The sequence below is a fragment of the Bradyrhizobium sp. USDA 3311 genome, from assembly GCF_054062495.1.
Window position 1 is genome coordinate 2410336 of the sequence record NZ_JBSSFI010000001.1, and the last position, 19872, is coordinate 2430207.

General features: G+C 64.6%; 23 protein-coding genes. 6 read left to right on the top strand and 17 right to left on the bottom strand.

Annotation, left to right across the window (positions count from 1 at the left end; translation table 11 throughout):
- Positions 1–18: 18 nt before the first annotated feature.
- Complete coding sequence (locus tag ACVWW6_RS11225; RefSeq protein WP_456680740.1) at positions 19–999, bottom strand: helix-turn-helix transcriptional regulator; 981 nt, start codon at positions 997–999, stop codon at positions 19–21.
- Between the two features lie 86 nt (positions 1000–1085).
- On the opposite strand from ACVWW6_RS11225, the gene ACVWW6_RS11230 reads away from it, so the two are divergent.
- Both ACVWW6_RS11230 and ACVWW6_RS11235 read left to right on the top strand, forming a co-directional pair.
- Positions 1086–1730, top strand: coding sequence for a glutathione S-transferase family protein (locus ACVWW6_RS11230; protein ID WP_456680741.1), 645 nt, complete (start codon positions 1086–1088; stop codon positions 1728–1730).
- Between the two features lie 17 nt (positions 1731–1747).
- Entirely contained in the window at positions 1748–2176 is a 429-nt protein-coding gene (locus ACVWW6_RS11235) for a DUF6157 family protein (RefSeq protein WP_011090582.1), read from the top strand.
- Here the strand turns inward: ACVWW6_RS11235 and ACVWW6_RS11240 are convergent, their stop codons facing one another.
- From ACVWW6_RS11240 to ACVWW6_RS11255, 4 genes are all read right to left on the bottom strand, one after another.
- Positions 2177–2962: an enoyl-CoA hydratase/isomerase family protein gene (locus ACVWW6_RS11240; RefSeq protein WP_456680742.1), complete on the bottom strand. Its 786-nt coding sequence runs from the start codon at positions 2960–2962 to the stop codon at positions 2177–2179.
- 12 nt (positions 2963–2974) lie between these two features.
- Positions 2975–4084 (bottom strand): cyclic nucleotide-gated ion channel, encoded by a 1110-nt coding sequence (locus ACVWW6_RS11245; RefSeq protein ID WP_011090580.1) that lies wholly within the window; start codon positions 4082–4084, stop codon positions 2975–2977.
- A 189-nt stretch (positions 4085–4273) separates the two neighbouring features.
- Positions 4274–4492 carry a hypothetical protein gene (locus ACVWW6_RS11250; protein WP_271552643.1) on the bottom strand — a complete coding sequence of 73 codons (219 nt, stop codon included), beginning with the start codon at positions 4490–4492 and terminating at the stop codon, positions 4274–4276.
- Positions 4493–4615: 123 nt separating this feature from the next.
- Positions 4616–6061, bottom strand: a complete 1446-nt coding sequence (locus tag ACVWW6_RS11255; protein WP_456680743.1) for a TAXI family TRAP transporter solute-binding subunit — start codon at positions 6059–6061, stop codon at positions 4616–4618.
- Between the two features lie 405 nt (positions 6062–6466).
- Here ACVWW6_RS11255 and ACVWW6_RS11260 point away from each other — a divergent pair, with 405 nt between their 5' ends.
- Both ACVWW6_RS11260 and ACVWW6_RS11265 read left to right on the top strand, forming a co-directional pair.
- The gene (locus tag ACVWW6_RS11260) at positions 6467–6814 is read left to right on the top strand and encodes a DUF3307 domain-containing protein (RefSeq protein WP_049832502.1); all 348 of its coding nucleotides are present in this window, start codon (positions 6467–6469) and stop codon (positions 6812–6814) included.
- Positions 6815–7035: 221 nt separating this feature from the next.
- Positions 7036–7434: a hypothetical protein gene (locus ACVWW6_RS11265; protein ID WP_028173785.1), complete on the top strand. Its 399-nt coding sequence runs from the start codon at positions 7036–7038 to the stop codon at positions 7432–7434.
- Here the strand turns inward: ACVWW6_RS11265 and ACVWW6_RS11270 are convergent.
- Both ACVWW6_RS11270 and ACVWW6_RS11275 read right to left on the bottom strand, forming a co-directional pair.
- Positions 7431–7754, bottom strand: coding sequence for a YkgJ family cysteine cluster protein (locus ACVWW6_RS11270; RefSeq protein WP_028173786.1), 324 nt, complete (start codon positions 7752–7754; stop codon positions 7431–7433). The two genes, ACVWW6_RS11265 and ACVWW6_RS11270, sit on opposite strands and share 4 nt — an antisense overlap.
- A gap of 5 nt (positions 7755–7759) precedes the next feature.
- Positions 7760–8458, bottom strand: a complete 699-nt coding sequence (locus ACVWW6_RS11275; RefSeq protein ID WP_011090575.1) for a helix-turn-helix transcriptional regulator — start codon at positions 8456–8458, stop codon at positions 7760–7762.
- 124 nt (positions 8459–8582) lie between these two features.
- Between ACVWW6_RS11275 and ACVWW6_RS11280 the strand changes: the two genes are divergently transcribed.
- Positions 8583–8846, top strand: coding sequence for a hypothetical protein (locus ACVWW6_RS11280; RefSeq protein WP_456680744.1), 264 nt, complete (start codon positions 8583–8585; stop codon positions 8844–8846).
- Between the two features lie 36 nt (positions 8847–8882).
- A complete protein-coding gene (locus ACVWW6_RS11285; protein WP_011090573.1) occupies positions 8883–9611 on the top strand; it encodes a glutathione S-transferase family protein in 729 nt (242 codons plus the stop codon).
- A gap of 76 nt (positions 9612–9687) precedes the next feature.
- Here the strand turns inward: ACVWW6_RS11285 and ACVWW6_RS11290 are convergent, their stop codons facing one another.
- The 10 genes from ACVWW6_RS11290 to ACVWW6_RS11335 form a co-directional block, all read right to left on the bottom strand.
- The gene (locus tag ACVWW6_RS11290; RefSeq protein WP_011090572.1) at positions 9688–10839 is read right to left on the bottom strand and encodes an ABC transporter substrate-binding protein; all 1152 of its coding nucleotides are present in this window, start codon (positions 10837–10839) and stop codon (positions 9688–9690) included.
- A gap of 94 nt (positions 10840–10933) precedes the next feature.
- Positions 10934–11353, bottom strand: a complete 420-nt coding sequence (locus ACVWW6_RS11295; RefSeq protein ID WP_011090571.1) for an acyl-CoA thioesterase — start codon at positions 11351–11353, stop codon at positions 10934–10936.
- Between the two features lie 183 nt (positions 11354–11536).
- On the bottom strand, positions 11537–12298 hold the full coding sequence (locus tag ACVWW6_RS11300; RefSeq protein WP_011090570.1) for an SDR family NAD(P)-dependent oxidoreductase: 762 nt from the start codon (positions 12296–12298) through the stop codon (positions 11537–11539).
- Between the two features lie 25 nt (positions 12299–12323).
- A complete protein-coding gene (locus tag ACVWW6_RS11305) occupies positions 12324–14207 on the bottom strand; it encodes a feruloyl-CoA synthase (protein WP_456680745.1) in 1884 nt (627 codons plus the stop codon).
- Entirely contained in the window at positions 14204–15013 is an 810-nt protein-coding gene (locus ACVWW6_RS11310; protein WP_011090568.1) for a crotonase/enoyl-CoA hydratase family protein, read from the bottom strand. Before ACVWW6_RS11310 ends, ACVWW6_RS11305 begins: the two co-directional genes overlap by 4 nt.
- A gap of 129 nt (positions 15014–15142) precedes the next feature.
- The gene (locus tag ACVWW6_RS11315) at positions 15143–15823 is read right to left on the bottom strand and encodes a DUF2270 domain-containing protein (RefSeq protein ID WP_456680746.1); all 681 of its coding nucleotides are present in this window, start codon (positions 15821–15823) and stop codon (positions 15143–15145) included.
- Positions 15824–15902: 79 nt separating this feature from the next.
- Positions 15903–16361, bottom strand: coding sequence for a DUF3237 domain-containing protein (locus ACVWW6_RS11320; RefSeq protein WP_161536849.1), 459 nt, complete (start codon positions 16359–16361; stop codon positions 15903–15905).
- Between the two features lie 229 nt (positions 16362–16590).
- The gene (locus tag ACVWW6_RS11325) at positions 16591–17910 is read right to left on the bottom strand and encodes a TRAP transporter large permease (RefSeq protein ID WP_028173789.1); all 1320 of its coding nucleotides are present in this window, start codon (positions 17908–17910) and stop codon (positions 16591–16593) included.
- Between the two features lie 2 nt (positions 17911–17912).
- Positions 17913–18422 carry a TRAP transporter small permease gene (locus tag ACVWW6_RS11330; protein ID WP_011090564.1) on the bottom strand — a complete coding sequence of 170 codons (510 nt, stop codon included), beginning with the start codon at positions 18420–18422 and terminating at the stop codon, positions 17913–17915.
- A gap of 284 nt (positions 18423–18706) precedes the next feature.
- Positions 18707–19723: a TRAP transporter substrate-binding protein gene (locus tag ACVWW6_RS11335; RefSeq protein WP_011090563.1), complete on the bottom strand. Its 1017-nt coding sequence runs from the start codon at positions 19721–19723 to the stop codon at positions 18707–18709.
- Positions 19724–19872: the final 149 nt, after the last annotated feature.

The window sequence follows — 19872 nt, forward strand, 5'->3', positions numbered from 1 at the left end:
CGGCGAGTCGCGCCGCCGTCATGCTTTCCGCGCCGCGCGATAGCGCGCGGCCATGGCCTGCGTCAGCTCGGCCATCTTTTCGCGGAGATCGGCGGGCTCCAGCACCTCGGCCTCCGGACCGAGCCGGAGCAATTCGGCCGCGGCGTGCCATGACGTCTTGCCGGTCGGCACCCTGGCAACGCGCCAGCCGTCCGCGTCGGCGGCGTCCTCGATCTGAGTGCGCGCCCGGACGTAAGGCTGGCTCAGCGCGTCGAGCAGTTTCACGCCGAACGGCGACAGCCGCACGATCGCGACATTTGGATGCATCTCGGCCTCGAGGCGCAGCGTGGCGGCCTGCCAATAGGCGGCGAGATCGAAATCGGCGGGATGATCGAAGCGCTCGTCGAGCGCCGTGCAATCGAGCACGCGCGCGACACGATAGGTGCGCACGCTGCCGTCGACCTGCCCTGCGAGATACCAGCCGCCGCCCTTCAGCACGAGCCCGAGCGGCGCCACGCGGCGCTGCTTTTCGGCGCGCCAGCTCTGGTAGCGGATCTTGATCAGCGTCCCGCGCAGGGCCGCACCGGCAATCGTGCGCAGGTGCTTTGGTTCTTCCGCCTCGCCGAACCAGCCGGGAGCGTCCAGGTGAAAACGCTCCTGCATCCGCCCGGCGTCCGCGCGCAGGTTGGCGGGCAGTGCCGCCATCAGCTTGTTCTGCGCGGCGATCATTGCTGCATCCAGCCCGAGTGCTGCCGCCGGCCCCGGCAAACCGGTCAGGAACAGCGCTTCCGCCTCGTTCTGCGACAGGCCGTTCAGCCGCACGCGATAGCCGTCGAGCAGGCGGTAGCCGCCCTCCGCGCCGCGGTCGGCATAAACAGGGACGCCCGATGCCGCGAGCGCGTCGATGTCGCGATAGATCGTGCGCACCGATACCTCGCAGGCTTGCGCGAGCTCGGGCGCGGTGACTTGCCCCCTGGCCTGGAGGGTGGTGAGGATCGACAGCATCCGGCTCGCGCGCATGACCCCTTAAACCATACCTGACACAGGATGTCAGGTATGGTCCGCTACAAGGCGCGCATCGCCAGACGGCCAGATGGAGACCTGCCATGACCGATCCGAACCGCATCACTCTGTATTATTCGCCGCAGACGCGCGCCACCGGCACCCGGGTGCTGCTGGAGGAGCTTGGCGCCCCCTACGATCTCCATGTCCTCAACATGAAGGCGGGCGAGCAGCGCCAGCCCGCCTATCGCGCCATCAATCCGCTCGGCAAGGTGCCGGCGATCCGCCACGGCGAGGCGCTCGTCACCGAGCAGGTCGCCATCACCATTTATCTCGCCGATCTGTTTCCGCAGGCCGGTCTCACGCCCGCGCTGAACGATCCGCTGCGCGGCCCCTATCTGCGCTGGATCGCCTATTACGGGGCGTCGTTCGAGCCGGCTTTAATCGACAAGTCCATGCAGCGCGAGCCGGCACCGATCACGCAATCGCCCTATGCCGATTACGACACCATGCTGGGTGCGCTCGAGGCGCAATTGTCGAAGGGGCCGTATCTGCTCGGCGAGCGCATGACAGCAGCAGACGTGCTATGGGGCGTCGCGTTCAGCTGGACGATGATGTTCGGCATCGTGCCGAAAAAGGACGTCTTCGTCCGCTATGCCGAGCGGATGACGTCACGGCCTGCGTTCCAGCGGATCAATGCGGCGGATGACGAGATGGCGGCGCAGCATGCTGCGGCTGCTGGCGGTTGAATGATCCAGGGTTGCAGATGACAATTCACACGACCAACTGCTTCAACACCTTCATCCGGGTCGCTGAAGACTGTCCGGCGCATACTGGCGAGGAGCCGCCGCTGCGCGCGGGAAAGCCGACGGTGGCGTCCCTGCAATACGAGATGATCGCCAAGGCACCCTACAAACACACGTCCGACGACGTGATCTTCGCGACATCTGCGCCGGGACGCGAGCTCGATGTGAAGGCGACGAAGACGGAGAAGCGTGCGGCTCGTGAAGCGTTCTTCTCCCGGGGGCAGGCGTGCATGAGGGCGTCGAGCCTGGGCAAGCGTTTTGGCTGGGGCGTTCATGCCGACAGTGAGGGCCGGATCGCGATTTACGCCGTCGACAGCAAACGCTACCAGGCGCTCGTCCGCGATCCCAAGCTCACGCAGGTGCGCGCGATGCGGTCGAAGCGGGCGTGATCAGAATTTTGGCGGCCGCTTTTCTGCGAACGCCTTGATGCCTTCCTTGATCTCGTCGCCGCGCATGCTGTCGCGGTGGCGCTGGTCGGCGGCTTGTTCATCCAATTCGCCGCGGGCGAATTCGTTGATGGCGCGCTTCATGCCGCGCATCGCCTGTGGCGCGTTGCCGGCCAGGACGCCGGCGAGCTTGTCGACCTCCTCGTCGAGGAATTCCACCGCCACCATGGCGGTGAGATAGCCGATCCGCAGCATCTCCGGCGCGCTGATCTTTTGCGCGGTCAAAAACAGCCTTTTCGTATTGTCGACGCCGAGCCGCGTCACGTAGCGTTTGATGCCGCTCCGGTAATAGTGCAGCCCGAGCCGCGCCGCCGGCATGAACATCTCGGCGGTGTCGACGCCGATGCGGAAATCGCAGGCGAGCGCGAGGTCGGTCGAGCCGCCATAGACGCCGCCATTGAGCCGGCAGATGGTCGGCACGCCGAGATCCTCCAGCCGGTTGACGACCGCTTCGAAGGCCGAGCCCGCGCTCTGCTGCTCGCTTGCGCTCACCGCGCGCTCGGCGACCGAATTCAGATCATAGCCCGCCGAGAAGGCACGCCCGGTGCCGGTCAGCACCAGCACGCGGATCGCGGGATCAGCCTCGATCCGGTCGAACAGTTTGACGAGTTCGCCGAGATCTTCGGCCTGGAGCCGGTTGAGATGCTTGGGGCGGTTGAGGCGGATGGTGGCCCGCGCGCCGTCGCGTTCGAGCACGGGGCCAGAGGCTGCGTCGGCTATATCCGACATTCTTGTCTCCCTTTACCTGTTTTCGAGCGTGCGCCGTTTCGCCTCGGCGTCGATGGTCTCGGCGAGGTCGGGATGCCGCGCCATCAGCACGCGGAAATCGACGAGATCGAGCACCAGGAGCCGCGACACCTTCGTGGTCGAGACGTTGGCGCCGCGCATGTTGTTGCCGAGCAGCGCCATTTCGCCGAAGAAGGCGCCTTCGCCGAGCTGAACCTTCTTGCCGGGCAGGTCGACCTCGACCGCGCCGGCGGCGATGAAATACATGCAGTCGCCCTGCGTGCCCTTGCGGATGATCATGGTGCGCGCCGGCAGCTCCATGGTCCGCAGCATGTGGGTGACGTCGGCGATGGCCGCCGGTCCAAGCGCCGCAAAGAACGGCACCTTGCTGACGGATTCCCAGGTCTTGAGGAAATTGTCGCGCCGGGTCTCCGCGGCAAAGCCGGTTGCCAGGATACCGGTCCAGAGACCGAACACGCCGAGGCCGGAGATCATCACCAGCGCCGCCACCATGCGCCCCAGAGGCGTCACCGGCACGACGTCGCCATAGCCGGTCGTCGTCAAGGTGACCACCGCCCACCACAGCGCCGCCGGCACGCTGCCGAAGGTCTGAGGCTGCACGTCCCGCTCCAGGAAATATTCGGCGACGGAGGCGAGGAAAACCACCATCAGGAAGATCACGAGCACGCTGACCAGCGGCCCCGATTCCAGCACCAGGACGCGGCGGAGCTGGCGCAGGCCCGGAATGCCCGGCACCACCTTCAGCACCCAGAGCACGCTGAGCAGCCAGGCCGTCCGAAGCTCGACGCCGAGAACCAGCGCGACCGGCACGGCCAGCGCTCCGATCGCATCGACGATGCCGGCGGAGGAGGACATGTAGAGCGCAAGGCGCTCGGTTCGCCTCATGTGGCGCAGCCGGACGACCCATTCGAACACGAAATAGGCGAGGCAGGCCCAGAGCAGGGCATCGACCCAGCGGGGCGCCGTCTCATAGGCCGGGCCAACCGTCAGCAGCACCATGCTGAGCAGGCCGACGCCGACCGCAACATAGGCCGCCTTGGTCATGTTGCGGCCGGCCGTGGCGGCCACGAACTGGGCCAGAGCGGAGATCAGCGGCTTGAACATGCGGGAAGGTGGCTCGGTCTTGGCTTTAGCGGTCTTGGCTTTAGCGGTCTTCGCTTCAGCAGTCTTGGCTTTTGCGGTCCCGGCTGGGACCTCGGTGTCAAAGTGCCTGCCCGGGCCGAGGCCGTCAACGACGGGCGCGGGCCGCGGCAAATGGGAAGACGAAGGCGGGGGCGGCAGCCGGTCCCGCCGCTACCTGAAATGCGGCGGCTCGTCGTAGCCGCGGCGGCTGCTGAAGAACAGCAGGACCATCAGGCCGATGCCCACGACGACGGAAAATCCCGCCCCCAGCGCGAGAGCCACATAGCCTTCCGTCGGGATCGGCTCGCCTTCGACCGCCATCGCGGAATAAGCGAAATAGCCAACCGCTGCCAGCATTCCCACGAGGAAGATCATGAGGAGTATACGCATGGCGCGTTCTCCGGTTGTATCCGGAAACCAATGGTTGCGGATGGGGAGGGTTCCCGAGTTCCGGCGGTTGATCCTCCCGGAAGACGTCCGCCCGCCCTGCCCCGAGAGTGCCAGGTGGGCGGGTCAAGCGCTCTGCGCGGTCTTGACCACCACAACGTTGCTGTCGTCGTGCTGGGGAGGGCCGGCATCCGGGGCGGTTTCATCGATCTCGCCCGCATGGCGCTTCAGGTAGTCGCGACGCATGCCGATCTCGTCGCGGACGAATTCGTAGCCGAGCTTGAAGGTGTCGAGCCCGTCGGTACTGATCGTGCCGTCCCGGAGGCCGATGACCGCGCCGCGCAGGATACCTTCCAGCTCGTCCTGGAGACATTCGAGCTGATCCAGCGAGTGGGCGTGCTCGATGCGCTCGCCGATGTCGAGAATGGCGGTGGAGAGCTCGCTGGCCTTCTCCGGTGCGATCCGGGTGATCTTGGCGTAGATGGCGGCGAAGATCGAGCCGATGACGCTGAGCGCCGCGGCGCCGAGATACATCAGGTCGCTGTATTTATCCATGAACGACTTGGTGTCGTCGTTGATATAATCGGCCGCGCCCTGATGCGCCATCACATAGGCGTCCTTCTCGACCGAGGCCGGCTCGATCCTGCTGGCGAAGCCGCTGTCGAGCCCGAGGGCCGGTTTGTTCTCGTAGACGGTGCGCGCGAGTTCGCCCGCCGTGGCCGCCGACATCCTGGATTGCGCGACCAGCAGCCATTCCAGCCCGATCGTTTCGAGATCGTCGTCGGGAATTTCAGGCGAGACCGACAGCGTCCCTGCCGTCAGCGTCTCGTCGGCAATGCCGGGGAATTTGCGCGCCAGCGCCTTGGTCTCGTCGATTGCGTTGAGCGTGAAGCCGCCGCGTTTGGCGACCTGCTCATAGGCCTTGTCCCGCACCGCTTTCGAGGCGTGGACGATGGCGATCACCGCACCGAAGCCGTTTCCCGGCGCAAGCAGCTTGTCGAGTGTTGCGCCCTGCGGCGCCATCTGTATCCTGGCGGCGTCCGGACCGTCGGGGATGTCGAGGATGCCGCGGACGAAGGCAAGCGAGGACTCGTTCTCGGCGAGGACTGCGACCTTCTTCTTCTTCAGCTCGGCAAGCGACTTGATCTTCTTGTTGCCGGGTCCAAGCAGGAGCACGAGGTCGTGCTCGAGGATCGCGAGCGTGCGCGCCCGCAGCGGGACCTTGGCGTCGGTGCGCAGCACGGCGAGGTCGGCCTGCTTGCGGTCGAACTGGGCAAGCGCCTTGGCATTGTCAGGGTTGTTGACGATCTTGATGCGGAAGCGCGAGGCGTTGTTCTTCAGGAGTGCGGCGAGCTTGGCCGCGAACAGCGCCTCGTCGCTGTTGGGTGCGCCGACGGCAAAGGTCAGCGTCTCCGAATTGTGCACCAGCGCGCGGCCGGCCCAGACGGTGGCAAGCGACAGCAGCAGGGTCAGCACGACGTACAGCAGGACCTGCTGCTGATTGGTCTTGATCACCTTGGGGCGCCGGGGCGGCGGTTCGACCGACGATGTGGTCGGGCCTTCAGTACTCATGGCAGCACTCTGGCCTTATTCTGGGTCGCGGGCGGCTCGCGGATCCGATCGCTGCGTGCGCCCCTGCAATTCTTAAACGCCTGAAAAAAGAACGATATTCTCTATCGTCAATGATAGCTTGCCGGTACCGGAATGCAAATTTCGAGCCGGAGGTAACCTTACTCCACGCCGACGCGGCGATTGGTCATCCTATCACCAGTTAGCCACAGTTGGCGATTTTCCGGTTCCCCCCGGCTGCATTCCGGTGCGGGAGGTGTCATAAATCAGAGGTCCCGGCGATTTGACCGGTCCAAGAAGAAGTTGCGCTGAACGCTCCAATCTTTTCTTGTCACCTCAATGAGGGCGTCAGCTTTGTCGTTTCCACCCATGTCATCGGCGGTTCCGGTTGAGGCGCTTATTGGCTGGATGTTGTTGCTCACGTTCAAGCACATCATCGCTGATTTCGTCCTGCAGACCGCCTGGATGGCGCATGGCAAGGACCAGAAGCACGGCTGGGCCCTGCCGCTCCTGGTGCATTGCCTGATTCACCTTGCGGTTGCGCTGCCGCTGATCCTGATCGTCGCGCCGAAATTCTGGTTCGTGGCCTTCATCGATTTCGTGATCCACATCACGATCGACCGCGCCAAGGGGTTCGTCTCCGCCAATTTCGGGGTCGACCTTGCGCACCCCTGGTTCTGGACCCTGATCGGCGTCGACCAGGCGCTCCATCACCTGACCGGCTTCGGCCTCTCCATCTTCATGGCGGCGAACTGATTGCTTGCACCCGTCATTCCGGGGCGGTCCGCAGGACCGAACCCGGAATCTCGAGATTCCGGGTTCTCGCTTCGCGAGCCCCGGAATGACGGCAAGTGGCAATTCCCGCCGCCTCCGATTCGCGGGGAGGGCGCAAGGAACCCCGGGTGACTACCGTCAGGGGTGGTTAACCTTCCGTTAGAGAATTGCGCTGCATCTTCCCCACACGAGGGAGAACTGCAATGTTTTCAAGCCGCGACGCCTTTGAAAGCGATTTCTGCCCGGTTCGCGACGAGCTCCTTGGCGAGATGTATCGCGCCAGCGAGAGTGGCCTGCCGAGGTTGGTTGAGAGTGTTTCCCCTGACGCACGCGCGAAGCTGGCGCTGTTCTGCTATCGCCGCAGCCATTTGCATTCGCTGGCGGTCGCGATCGCGGGCAGCTGCAGCGAGCGCGACCTGATCGAGAACGGCGGCCGTGTCGGCTCGACGCTCTACGCGCTGTCGCGCGAAGGCGTCGCCAAATCCTCACCGTCGCTGTCGGGCGGCCGCAAGCCGATCACGCTGTCGACCAAGCCGCTCTCGGTGCTTGCACCGCTCGATGACGAGCTCGACGACGAGATCAGCGAAGCTGTCCCCGCCTAAGGGTTCGCGATCATCGGCAGCCCGAACTTCCGCCGCGCCATTGCGCATTCGGCGTCGCCCGGCATGCAGGTGCGACAGACTTCCGGCCGCACGGCGTAGATGCCGCAGGCGGTCTCTTTCCCGATCTCCCCACGCAACGCCGAGCAGCGATCGCCTTCGCAGCGCATGCCGGACTGTCGCGCATTGACGAGCGCCTCCGGGATCGCCGCAAGCTCCTCGTCGCTCTCGATCGAGAAGCGGGGCCAGTTCTCCGAATAGCCGCAGCAGGCGCCGCAGCTCTGGCAGCAGCTCGACAGGTCGATGGGGGATGGCTCTTCCATCGTCGTCACGTGTCCTTTGGCGGGCCCCAGACCAGGCTCTGCCGCCATTTTGCGCGCAGCACGTCGCGCCGCTCCGGATATTTCTCGTCGAGATAGGTCGCCTCCACGACGCGGTCGGTGCGGAAGCTGCGGAAGTCGCTGCGTAGCTCGCACCAGGCCGCGAGCAGGCGCACGGCTTCGAGATAGCCGACCGAGATCGGCCAGATCATGCGCTCGCTGGGGCGGCCCTGCTCGTCGCGATAGCGCAGCATGATCTTCTTGCCTTCGTGGATCTGGGTGCGCGTGCGCGCCATGTCGAGGCGGTCCGGCTCCCTGTTCCAGCTTGGCCGTGCGCGGCTCGCGGGCTCCAGCACGAAGGGGCGCAGACGCTCAGGCACGGTGTCGGCGATCTTCGCCATCAGATCTTCGGCCGCGCGCGCTAGTGTGGAATCGGCATGGCCCGCGACCCATTGCGCGCCCAGCACCGCCGCCTCGATCTCGTCGGGTGTCAGCATCAGGGGCGGCAGGTCAAAACCCTTTTCCAGGATGTAGCCCATGCCGGCTTCGCCGCGGATCGGCACGCGCTGGCCGATCAGTGTCGCGATGTCGCGATAGATCGTGCGCTTGGAGGTCTCGAGCTCGGCCGCAATCGCATCCGCCGTCAGCGGCTTACGCGTGCGCCTCAGCACCTGGATGATCTGAAACAGCCGGTCGGCGCGTCTCATGACAATTCTCTTTCCAAATTCCTGACCGCAGCCCGCTCAAAATCCGGCGCGTGGATGCTGACAGGATGTTGGCAGCAGGGGGGTTCTATACCGGGACAACACATCGACTGAAGAGGATTTGTCCATGATCATCCCAACCCATTTCAGCCTGGCCGGTCCGCTGTGGCGGGCGCAGGCCGTGCTGCACGCTTTGGCCTTCAGCCGGCTCATGTTTTTCGATCTCACCGTCGTCGACCTCCGCGTTGCGCTCGCGACCATGGTGACACGCTCGCTGATCCAGGCTGCGGACGCGCTGGTCCGCCACATCATGGGCCGCGCCTGGCGAGGGGCCCGTTTCGCAGAAGATATCACGGCTGCTGCCACCATGGTGGCAGCAGCCCGCAGTTAGGTTCCGTCAACTCTTTCGGTGGTTCAGGAGAGCTTTATGATCACGCTTTACGGCTTTGGCACCGGCTTCGGCCTGCCGGAAATCAGCCCCTTCGTCACCAAGACGGAGGTGCAGCTCAAGATGGCGGGACTGCCCTACCGGAAGGAGCGCGCGATGCCGCCCGCCTCCCCCAAGGGGCAGCTGCCGTTCATCGACGACGGCGGCGAGGCGGTGGCCGATTCCACCTTCATCCGCGCCCATATCGAGCGCCGTTACGGCTTCGATTTCGACGCCGGGCTCTCGTTGCAGGAGCGCGCACAGGCCTGGGCGTTCGAGCGCATGATCGAGCATCACGTCTATTGGGCGCTGGTCGGCGCGCGCTGGGTCGATCCGATCAACTTCGCCAAGGGCCCGTCGCATTTCTTCGACGGCGCGCCGGAACACAATCGCGAAAAATTGCGCGAGGATGCGCAATTCCGTGTCGCCGAGAACTATCTGCTCTCCGGGCTCGGCCGCCACGCACCGGACGACGACGTCGATCTCGCGGTGCGCTCGCTGTTCGCGCTTTCGGTGCAGCTCGGCGACAAGGCTTATCTGATGGGCAACAAGCCCTGCGGTGTCGATGCCACCGCCTTCGGCGCACTCGCCGGGATCCTGACGCCGTTCTTCGAATCCGGTTTGCGGCAGCGGGCCGAGGGCTTCCCGAACCTCACCGCCTATGTCGACCGCATGATGGACAATTACTATCCGGAGTTCGCCTGGACCCCGCTGCGGCAGGCGGCTTAGCGTCGCCTCAAGGAAGCCAAAAGAAAAGAGCCGGCCCATCGGGCCGGCTCTCGTCGTCTCGAAACTGTCGCAGCGCTTACTTCACCAGCGTGTACTTGCCGTTCTTCACCGTGAGCAGGATGCGCGAGCGCTCGTCGAGGCCGTAGCGGTCCTTTTCGGTGAAGTTGTAGACGCCCTGGCTCGCCGCCAATTCCTTCTCTGACAGCAGCGCCTGGCGGATTGCTTCGCGGAATTCCGGCGTGCCGGGCTTGGCCGTCTTCAGCGCGGTCGGGATGACTCGCTTCAGGATCTCGAACGCGTCATAGGAATGGCCGGCGAACTGGCTGCGGCTGTTCGGGCCGTACTTGCCTTCATAGGCCGAGTTGAGCGCGAGGCCCGGCTTCTTGGTGGCGGCTTCGTCCGGCTGGTCCTCGGGGTCCATGACGGGGCCCGAGGCCATCAGCACGCCTTCGGCCGCTTTGCCGGCGATGCGGATGAAGTCCATGCTGGCGGCGCCATGGGTCTGGTAGATCAGGCCCTGATAGCCACGCTCGCGCAGCTCGGTCTGCGGCAGCGCGGCCGCGGTGCCGGAGGCGCCGACCAGGATCGCGTCGGGATTGGCGGCGACGAGCTTGAGCACCTGTCCGGTCACCGACGTATCGGGACGGGCGAAGCGCTCCTCGTCCACGATGGTCATGCCCATCGGCACGGCCTGCGCCTTCAGGTCGTTGAACCAGAGGTCGCCGTAGGAATCGGAGTAGCCGATATAGCCGAGGGTCTTCACACCCTTCGACTTCATGTGGTCGTACAGCACCTTGCCCACGATCGGGATCGGCTGCGGCATCGCCACCGACCACTTCATGCGCTCGGGCGTGATCGGGAACGGCGCGAGGCCGAAATGCGGAATGCCGGCTTCGTTGGCGACGTTGGAGACCGCGATGGTCGGCGGCGTCAGCGCCGAGCCCATGATGATGTCGGCCTTGGATTCGGTGACGAAGCGGCGGGCGTTGGTGGTCGCGGTGGTGGGATCGCCGCCGTCGTCGAGCACGATCACCTTCAGCGGCACGCCGCCGATCTCCTTCGGCACGAATTCCAGCGCATTGCGCTCGGGAATGCCGAGGGCGGCGCCCGGGCCGGTCGTGGTGGTGGTGATGCCGATGGTGATTTCGCTGGTCTGCGCCAGCGCGGGCAGGGCCGGCAGGGCAAGCGTCGCCGCGGCGATCGCGGCGGTCAGGTAAAAGCGTTTCATCTATTGTTCCTCCCTTGACGTGTTTCTTTGAAAGCAGAAATCGGGGGGTAATTCAGCCCCCTCTTTTGGTGATGCGGCGATTTAGCTCCCCGATCTAACTTCCCGTGAACTTGGTCACCATTTCCGCCGGAAACGGTGCCGATTTCAGCTTCTCCGGATTGGCCGGGTCGCGGCCGACCAGGACGCGGGTCTCGAATGCCTCGATGGCGAGATCGGCGGTCTTGTAGACGTTGTGCTTCACCTCGAAGCTCGAGCGCTTGATGCTCTCGATCTTCGTCTCGATGGTGATCCAGTCGCCATGGGTCGAGGGGATGTAGAACTTGGCCCGCGTGTCGACCATGGGGATACCGACCAGGCCGTATTTGTGGACCAGGTCCTGCTTCGAGAAGCCGGCCTTCTCGAACAGGACCGAGGTCGAATCGTCGAACATGCTGAAATAGCGCGGGTAATAGACGATGTTGGCGGGGTCGCAATCGCCCCATTGGATCTGTACGTCGCGCCGGTTCACGAACATGTGGTTGGTACTCGTTGGGGCCGGCTCTCACCTCTCCCGTAGGGAGAGGTCGAATTGCGCAGCAATTCGGGTGAGGGGGTCCGGTCTCTCGATAGTGCAAAGCCCCTCACCCGGCGCTGCGCGCCGACCTCTCCCAATGGGAGAGGTAAGGTCGAGGACGCTGCTGCAATATCGCTCATGAATTTACTTCGGCGCCATGCGCAGCGAGCCGTCGAGGCGCACCACCTCGCCGTTGAGGTACGAATTCTCGACCATGTGCAGCGCGAGCGCGGCGAACTCGTCGGCATTGCCGAGCCGGCGCGGGAAGGGGATCGCGGCCGCGAGCGAATCCTGGGCTTCCTGCGGCAGGTTCGCGAGCAGCGGGGTGAGGAACAGGCCGGGCGCGATCGTCAGCACGCGGATGCCGAACTGTGCGAGCTCGCGCGCGATCGGCAGCGTCATGCCGACGATGCCGCCCTTCGAGGCCGAATAGGCCGACTGGCCGATCTGGCCGTCATAGGCGGCCACGGAGGCGGTGTTGATGATGACGCCGCGCTCGCCGGTCGCCTGCGGCTCGAGCTTGGACATCTCGGTTGCGGCGAGGCGGAGCATGTTGAAGGTGCCGATCAGGTTGACCTTGATCACCTTGTCGAAATCGGCGAGCGCCATCGGGCCGTCGCGGCCGACAACGCGTTTTGCCACGCCGATGCCGGCGCAGTTGACCAGCACGCGCGCGGGGCCGTGGGCCTTGGTCGCCTGCGCGATCGCAGCTTCAGCGGAAGCGGCGTCGGAGACGTCGCAGGTCACCGCCACGCCCTTGATCTCGGCGGCGACGGTTTCGGCGAGCTTGGCATTGAGGTCGCACACCGCGACCTTGGCGCCCTGCGCCGCCAGTTTTCGCGCGGTCGCCGCGCCCAGCCCCGATGCGCCGCCGGTGACGATGGCTGCCTGATCCTTCAACAACATGGCGTTCTCCTGTAGCGATGGTTTCTTAGCCGACCGATATCACACGGTCCGATGGATTGGCAGCGTAGAGCTCGTCGATCAGCGCGCCGCGATGCTCCAGCACCGCGCGCTGGTTGATCGAGCCCTTGTCGGTGACCTCGCCCTTGTCGATCGAGAGCGGCGTATCCATCAGGATCGCCCGCGTGATCCGCGTCGAGGAGCCGGTGGCCGAGCCGAGGAAACGGGTCAGGCGCTCGCGAAAGGCCTCGCGCACCAGCCGGTCGCGCGTCGCGACGACGAGGTCGTCGGCCGGCAGCGTCGGGTTGACCAGCCTACAGCCGTCGAGGTCGAGCACGACCAGCGCGGAGACCTCGTCGCGGTTGATGCCGGCGATGACGACGTCGCGCACCAGCGGTGCGCAGGCCGCAACGAAGCGCGCGCGCAAGGGGCCGACACTGACCCAGGTACCGCTCGCGAGCTTGAAGTCCTCGCTGACGCGGCCGTCGAAATCGAAGCCGGCGTTGAGATCATCGGGATCGGCAGGCTTGAGCGCGTCGCCCAACTTGTAGAATCCTTCCTCGTCGAAGGATTTTGCGGTGATATCCGCCTGGCGCCAGTAGCCGGGCATCACGTTCGGCCCCTTGGCGCGGACCTCGAGCTTGCCGTTGTTCGGCACCAGCTTGGCGTCGTTGCCGGAGACGGGGAGGCCGACATGACCGGAGCGGCTGGTGCGCGGATTGACCGACATGAAGAACGGCGCGGTCTCGGTCGCGCCAAGGCCGGTCAGCATCGGCACGCGATAGCCTTTTTCCTTCACCGCGAGCTCGTCGAGGCTGTCCCAGACGAACGACGATAGCGCCGCGCCCGAGAAGAACATCGCATGCAGCCGGTCGAAGAATTTCGCGCGCAGGCCCTGGTCGTCGCGCAGATAGGGCAGCAGCGACTCATAGCCCTTCGGCACGTTGAAATAGACCGTCGGCGAAATCTCCTGGAGATTGCGCACGGTTTCCTCGATGCCGCCGGGCATCGGCTTGCCGGCGTCCAGATACATCGAGCCGCCATTGTAGAGCGTCAGGCCGATATTGTGGTTGCCGCCAAAAGTGTGATTCCAGGGCAGCCAGTCGATGATGACGGGCGGCTCGTCCTTGAGGAAGGCGAGGGTCTCGCGCAGCATCACCTGGTTGGCGCAGATCATGCGCTGGGTGTTGATGACGGCCTTGGGATTGCCGGTCGAGCCCGACGTCAGCAGGAATTTCGCGATCGTATCGGGGCCGATCTTGCCGTGGACGCCGTCGAGATCGCCGCGGATCGGCGTCGCCATGAGGTCGGCGAGCAGCGTGACGTCGCGGCCCGTCACATGGCCGTAGGAGGCGGCGATCTCGGTGCCGAGCGAAACATTGGCCGCGAGCGCATCTGAGAACTTGTCGGCGTCCTCGGCGAAGACGAGGCCGGGCGTCAAGAGCTTCATCAGATAGGAGAGCTTGCCGTAATCCTTCGACACCAGCGAATAGGCCGGCGATACCGGGCAGAATGGAACGCCGGCATAGAACGCGCCGAAAGCCAAAAGCGCATGGTCGATCGAATTGCCGGAGAGGATGACCACCGGCCGGTCCGCCGACAAGCCGCGCTGGATCAGCGCCGAGGCGATGTGCCGGCTCGCGGTGAGCAGCTCGGCATAGGTGATCTTGCGCCAGCCGCGGCCGCCTTCGCGCTCCGCCATGAAGACGCGGTCCGGTGTCGTCGTCGCCCAATGATGCAGGCGGTCGGTGATGCGGACGGGATAGTCGCCGAGCGGCTGCTTCGGCCGCAGGTAGATCGTCCCGTCCTCACGCCGTTCGATATTGACGACGGGATCGCCGAACGAAATGGGCCGCAGCGGGAAAGTGCTTGCGCCGCGCTCCGTGCCGGAAGAGGACGGCTGTGCACTCATGACTTTGGCTTCACCTTGGCGGTCTTGTGCTCGAGGAATTCGCGGATCCTGCGCTTTGCTTCCTTGTCGCTCTGGGCGACGGTGGCCATCAGCGATTCCATCAACAGGCCGGTCTGCGGATTGGCTTCCGCGATCATTGGCAGCGCCTGGAGCACGGCGAAATTCGTCAGCGGCGCGTTGGAGGCGATCTTGGTCGCAAGCTCAAGTGCCTTGCCGAGCCCGTTGCCGGCTTCGGTCAGATATTGCGCAAAGCCGTAGGAGGCGCCTTCGGTCGCGCTATAGACGCGGCCGGTCAGCATCATGTCCATCATCCTGGCAACGCCGATCAGCCGCGGCAGCCGCACCGAGCCGCCGCCGCCGACGAAGATGCCGCGCTGCCCCTCCGGCAGCGCGAAATAGGTCGAGGGCTCGGCGACGCGAATATGGGCGGCGCAGGCGAGCTCCAGCCCGCCGCCGATCACGGCACCCCGGAGCGCGGCGATCACGGGCACGCGGCTATACTGGATGCGGTCGAACACCCGGTGCCACATCTGCGAATGGAGCAGCCCGCCGGTCGCGTCGTGCTCCGTCAGTTCGGACAGGTCGAGGCCGGAGGAGAAATGGTCGCCGATGCCGTGGATGACGACCGCGCCGATATCCTCGGGCAGGGACGCAAAGCACTCGCCGATTTCCAGGATGATGCCGTCATTGAGCGCATTGCGCTTGGCGGGCCGGTTCAGGCCCACGGTCAGAACCCTGTCCGCCCGCTCGATCCTCAACAGCCCGGAGGCACCCGCGTCAGCGGTCTCGGCGTTTCCCTGTGTCATTTGCGTCCTTATCAGAATAGTTATGTTGTATAACGAATTTACAAGGAGTCAACAAGGGAGGTCCTCCCTGGCGTCGGGGCAGCTACGCTCGTCTCGGCTCCCCCGGGGAACGGGTAGCCGCCGATGTCATCAGCCCATCGCCACCTGGTCGCCCTTGGTCCCATGCTCGCGTCGGTCGAGCCACATCGTGCCAAGCGCAAACGCCAGCCACCCGAAATTGTAGGCAAAGCCTACGATCAGAACGACCCAGCCGGGAATCGGTCCGACGGCGGCGCGATCGATAAGTTCCGTCAAGGTCATTGCAGGCGTCGGATGGATTGCAATCTTGCCGTAATAGGCTGTCGCCTGGATGGCGAATATCCAGACGTAGTTGCGACGCAACCGCCGTCCGGTAGCGCGGACAAATGAAATGTGATGGCGAGGCGCAGTGTAGTCGCGCGCGAGAACGGCCTTCCAGCTATCGTCGTGCGCTTCACCGGTGAAGATTGGCGCATAGAAATTCCTCTCCAGCCAACGAGCCCGGGCACGCCAGACATTGAAATAGCGATAACGCCGCGCCTCCATACCAAGGAACACGGCAAGGAGCAGTCCGACGAGCACGAGTGGTAGAGGCGAAGCCTCCGGGCTCGAAAATGTCGTCGACAGCGCGATGCCCATCGTGACGATCGCCCAATTGGTCGTGTTGTCGAGCCGCGTTCGCCAGATCGTCGATCGATAGACCTCGCCGCGGTAGAGATGAGCGATGGCGCCCATTTCGGCGGAGTCGAAGGTGTGTTGGGGGGCTGGTTCGCTGGAAGCCATAAGAGACATGGTGGGACTCCCGTGGTCTGCACAACTTGGTGCAGATCACATTCTGAACCAGGTTCGCCCCGGGTCAAAGACCGATTCCTCACATCACCTGATGGACGTCGATCACGACGCGGTCCGCGTGGCGTGCGGCTGAAGCTACAAAAATGTGCTCCATCAGCCAGCGATACTTTTCATGCCCGGTCTCGAATCGCGGCACGGTCCGGAAATAGATCAGTTTCGGATCGACCGGCTCGCCGCGCTTGAGCTTTTGCAGCAGCTCGACCGGGCCGAAGCGGATGCCCTTGTTCTCGACATAGACGATGGCGCCGTCGGCGGTCTCGAAGGCGTATTTCGCTTCGAGGTCGATCAGCTCGTTGGGACGGATGGTCTGGAAGTCGGCGCCGAACGGCAGCACCTTGCCGGTGACCGCGCCCTTCACCTCGCCGCCGATGATCGGAATGATGCGGCGCACGCCGACGCCGGTCTCGCCGGCGGTGACGACGTCGCCGATGCGGGCGGTGATGGTGAAGACGTATTTGGTGTCGAGGGTGGGGGTCATGTGTCACTCCAACGGTCACACGGTCAGAAGGCGCCGGTGTCTTCGCCTCTCCCCGCCTGCGGGGAGAGGCCGGAATGCGCGCGTAGCGCGGATTCCGGGTGAGGGGGAGTCTCCGCGAGCCCGACTGTCACCGTCCCCGTGGAGACTCCCCCTCACCCCAGCCCTCTCCCCACAAGCGGGGCGAGGGAGATCACCGCCGTTGCGGCGAGAGCCCGCATTCAATCCATCATCAGTGCGCCATCATCCGCGTCGGCAGCCACGTCGCCAGCAGCGGGAAGGCGATCAGGATCACCAGCCGCACCAGGTCCGTCGCCACGAACGGGATCACGCCCTTGAAGATGGTGGAGAACGAGACGTCCTTCACCACGCTTTTTATGACGAAGACGTTCATGCCGACCGGCGGGTGGATCAGGCCGAGCTCGACGGTCATCACGATGATGACGCCGAACCAGATCGGGTCGAAGCCGAGATGCATGATGACGGGGAAGATGATCGGCACGGTGAGGATGATCATCGCCATGGCGTCCATCAGGCAGCCGAGCACGAGATACATCACCATGATCAGTGCCAGCACGCCGTAGGGGCCGAGGCCGAGGCCGGTCAGGAATTCCGTCACCTTCTGCGGCGTCTGCGTCACCGTGAGGAAATAGCCGAAGATCAGCGCGCCGATCAGCACGGTGAACACCGCGGCGGCGGTGCGCGTCGCCTGGAGCAGCGAGGCCAGGATCTTCTCGCGGTCGAGCCGGCCGGTGACGACGCCGATGATGAAGGCGCCGGTGGCCCCGACGCCGCCGGCTTCCGTCGGCGTGAAGCGCGGCAGGAAGGGCAAGCCGTAAAGGCCGCCGATGACGAAGACGAACAGCAGGACCGGGGCCCAGATCTCCTTCAGGCCGGCAAAGCGCTCGCGCCACGGCAGCACCTTGCCCTTGGGCAGGAAGTCCGGCCGGAAATAGCCGATCAGGGCGATCGTGATCATGTACATGGTCATCGCCAGCAGGCCCGGAATGATGCCGGCGATGAAGAGTTTTCCGATGTCCTGCTCGGTGATGATGCCGTAGACCGCCAGCACGGTGGAGGGCGGCAGCATCGCGCCGAGCGTGCCGCCGGCCGCGATCACGCCGGTGGCGAATGACTGCGGATAGCCGAAGCGGCGCATCTCGGGGTAGGCGACGGCGGAGAAGGTCGCGGCGGTCGCAACCGAGGAGCCGCAGATCGCGGCAAAGCCGCCGCAGGCGCCGACGGTGGCGATGCCGAGCCCGCCGCGCAAATGTCCGACAAAGCCGTTGGCGGCGCGGAACAGCTCGCGGCTCATGCCGGAATTGCTGACGAAGGAGCCCATCAGCAGGAACATCGGGATGACGCCGAACGTGTAGTCGGTGACCGTGCGCATCGAGGTCTGGCCGACCAGTTTCAGCGCCGGCGTGGCGCCGACCAGATAGGAGAAGCCGGAGACGCCGACGAGGCCCATGGCCATGCCGACGGGCACGCGCAGCAGCATCAACGCAAACAGGGAAACGAAGCCGATTACGGCGACGGCATCGGTGCTCATGATTACTCCGTCGCCTTCAGCTTGGGGTCGTGCATTTCTTCGGGATGGAAGATCAGCCGGTAGGTGCGGATCGCGATCAGCAGCACGGCGGAGACGTCGCCGATCCAGGCGATCGCGAAGAACGGCCAGGTCGGCATGTGCATGTCGAAGGTCTGGACATTGTCGTTGTAGGTGCCGCGCACCTTGTCGAACAGGGTCCAGGTCTGCACCGTGACGACGAAAAGCAGCACCAGGGTGGCGAACACGTCGATCCAGCGCTGATAGCGCGGCTCGACATTGCCCCAGACCAGGTCGACCGTGATGTGGGTGCCGCGATAGGAGGTCGCGGCGATGCCCCAGAAGATCAGGATGCCGAGCAGCATGCGGCCGATGTCGAAGCTGTCGGGGATCGAATAGTTCAGCGTGTTGCGCAGCAGAACCGACACGAAGATGTCGAGCGCGACGAGGCCGACGAAGCCGGCCGCGATCCATTCGATCGTGTCGATAAAGCGATCCATCCAGGCGCGCTTCATGGGTGTGTCCTGTGTGATGTCATTCTCGCTCTCGGCTCAGAAGGCGGTCGTTCGCCTCTCCCCGCTTGCGGGGAGAGGCCGGAATGCGCGCGCAAGCGCGGATTCCGGGTGAGGGGGCTCTCCGCGAGTCCAACTTTCACCGTCCCCGCGGAGACTCCCCCTCACCCCAACCCTCTCCCCGCAGGCGGGGAGAGGGGGAGGAAGCGTCGTGCGCTCCTAACAGCGCACTTGCAGAATGACGGCGGCGAGATGTCTTTCGCCGCCGCATCTGTTTCAACGAAGCGCTACTCCGCCAGCGCGTTGTACTTCTTCAGCGAGGCCTTCAAATCGGCCAGCGCGGCGTCCGGATCGGCGCCCGCTTTCTTGGCGCCGTCGCCCCAGGTCTTGACCAGCGGCTCGGCGGCTTTCTTCCAGGCCGCGGTCTGCTCTTGTGTCAGCTTGTAGACCTCGTGCCCCTCTTCCGCCTTCACCTTGTCGACGCCCGCGTCCTCGAACTTGCCCCAGTGCTCGCCGACCACGCCGGCCATCTCGACCGAGCAGTTCTTGTCGATTGCGGCCTTCTGCTTGTCGGACATCGCATTGTACTTGTCCTTGTTGATCACGAACACGAAGGTCGTGGTGTAGAGCGGCGCCTCCATGTCGTACTTGGTCACCTTGTCGATGCCGAACAGCACGAGGGAACCCCATGGGAAAGTGACGCCGTCGGCGACGCCGCGCTCGATGATGTCGCGCACTTCGGGCGCGGAGGACTGCACATTGGTGCCGCCGAGCGAGGTGACGAAGTTCGCCATGGTGGCGTGCGCGGGACGGATCTTCAGGCCCTTCACGTCCTCCGGCATCACGATCTTCTTGGTCTTGGAGTGGAAGGAGGAGGGCGAGTGGACGAAGGCGAGGCAGTATTTGACGTCCTTCATCTCCTTCTCGGCATATTTGCGATACCAGGCGTCGAGCCCCATCGAGCCGCCCTTGGCATCCGAGATCAGGAACGGCAATTCGCCGGCACCGACGATCGGGAAGCGGCCGGGCTGATAGCCGGGATTGACATAGGTGACATCGGCGATGCCATCGCGCGCCATGTCGTAATGATCGAACGCCTTGCCGAGCTGCTGGGCCGGAAACACCTTGCCCGTAATGGTGCCGCCGGAATCCTTGTTCACCGCGGCCACCCAGTCTTCCAGCGATTTTTGCAGCGGGTGCGATGCCGGCACCCAGTGCGAGATCTTCAAGTCGAAGGTCTTGTCCTGCGCCAACGCCGGCGTCACGCTTGCTGCGAGCAACAAAGCCAGACAGGCTTTCCTCATCACACGTCTCTCCCTGTTTTCGACGGCGGGCTTCGATGGCCCGGTCTCGTTATTTAACATGTTATCTAATTGGCCGGCGCGTTCAAGCCGGAATTGGCGCGCACGTTGTCGCGTCCTGTACGTCAGCCATGTTGCATGGATTTGTCGCT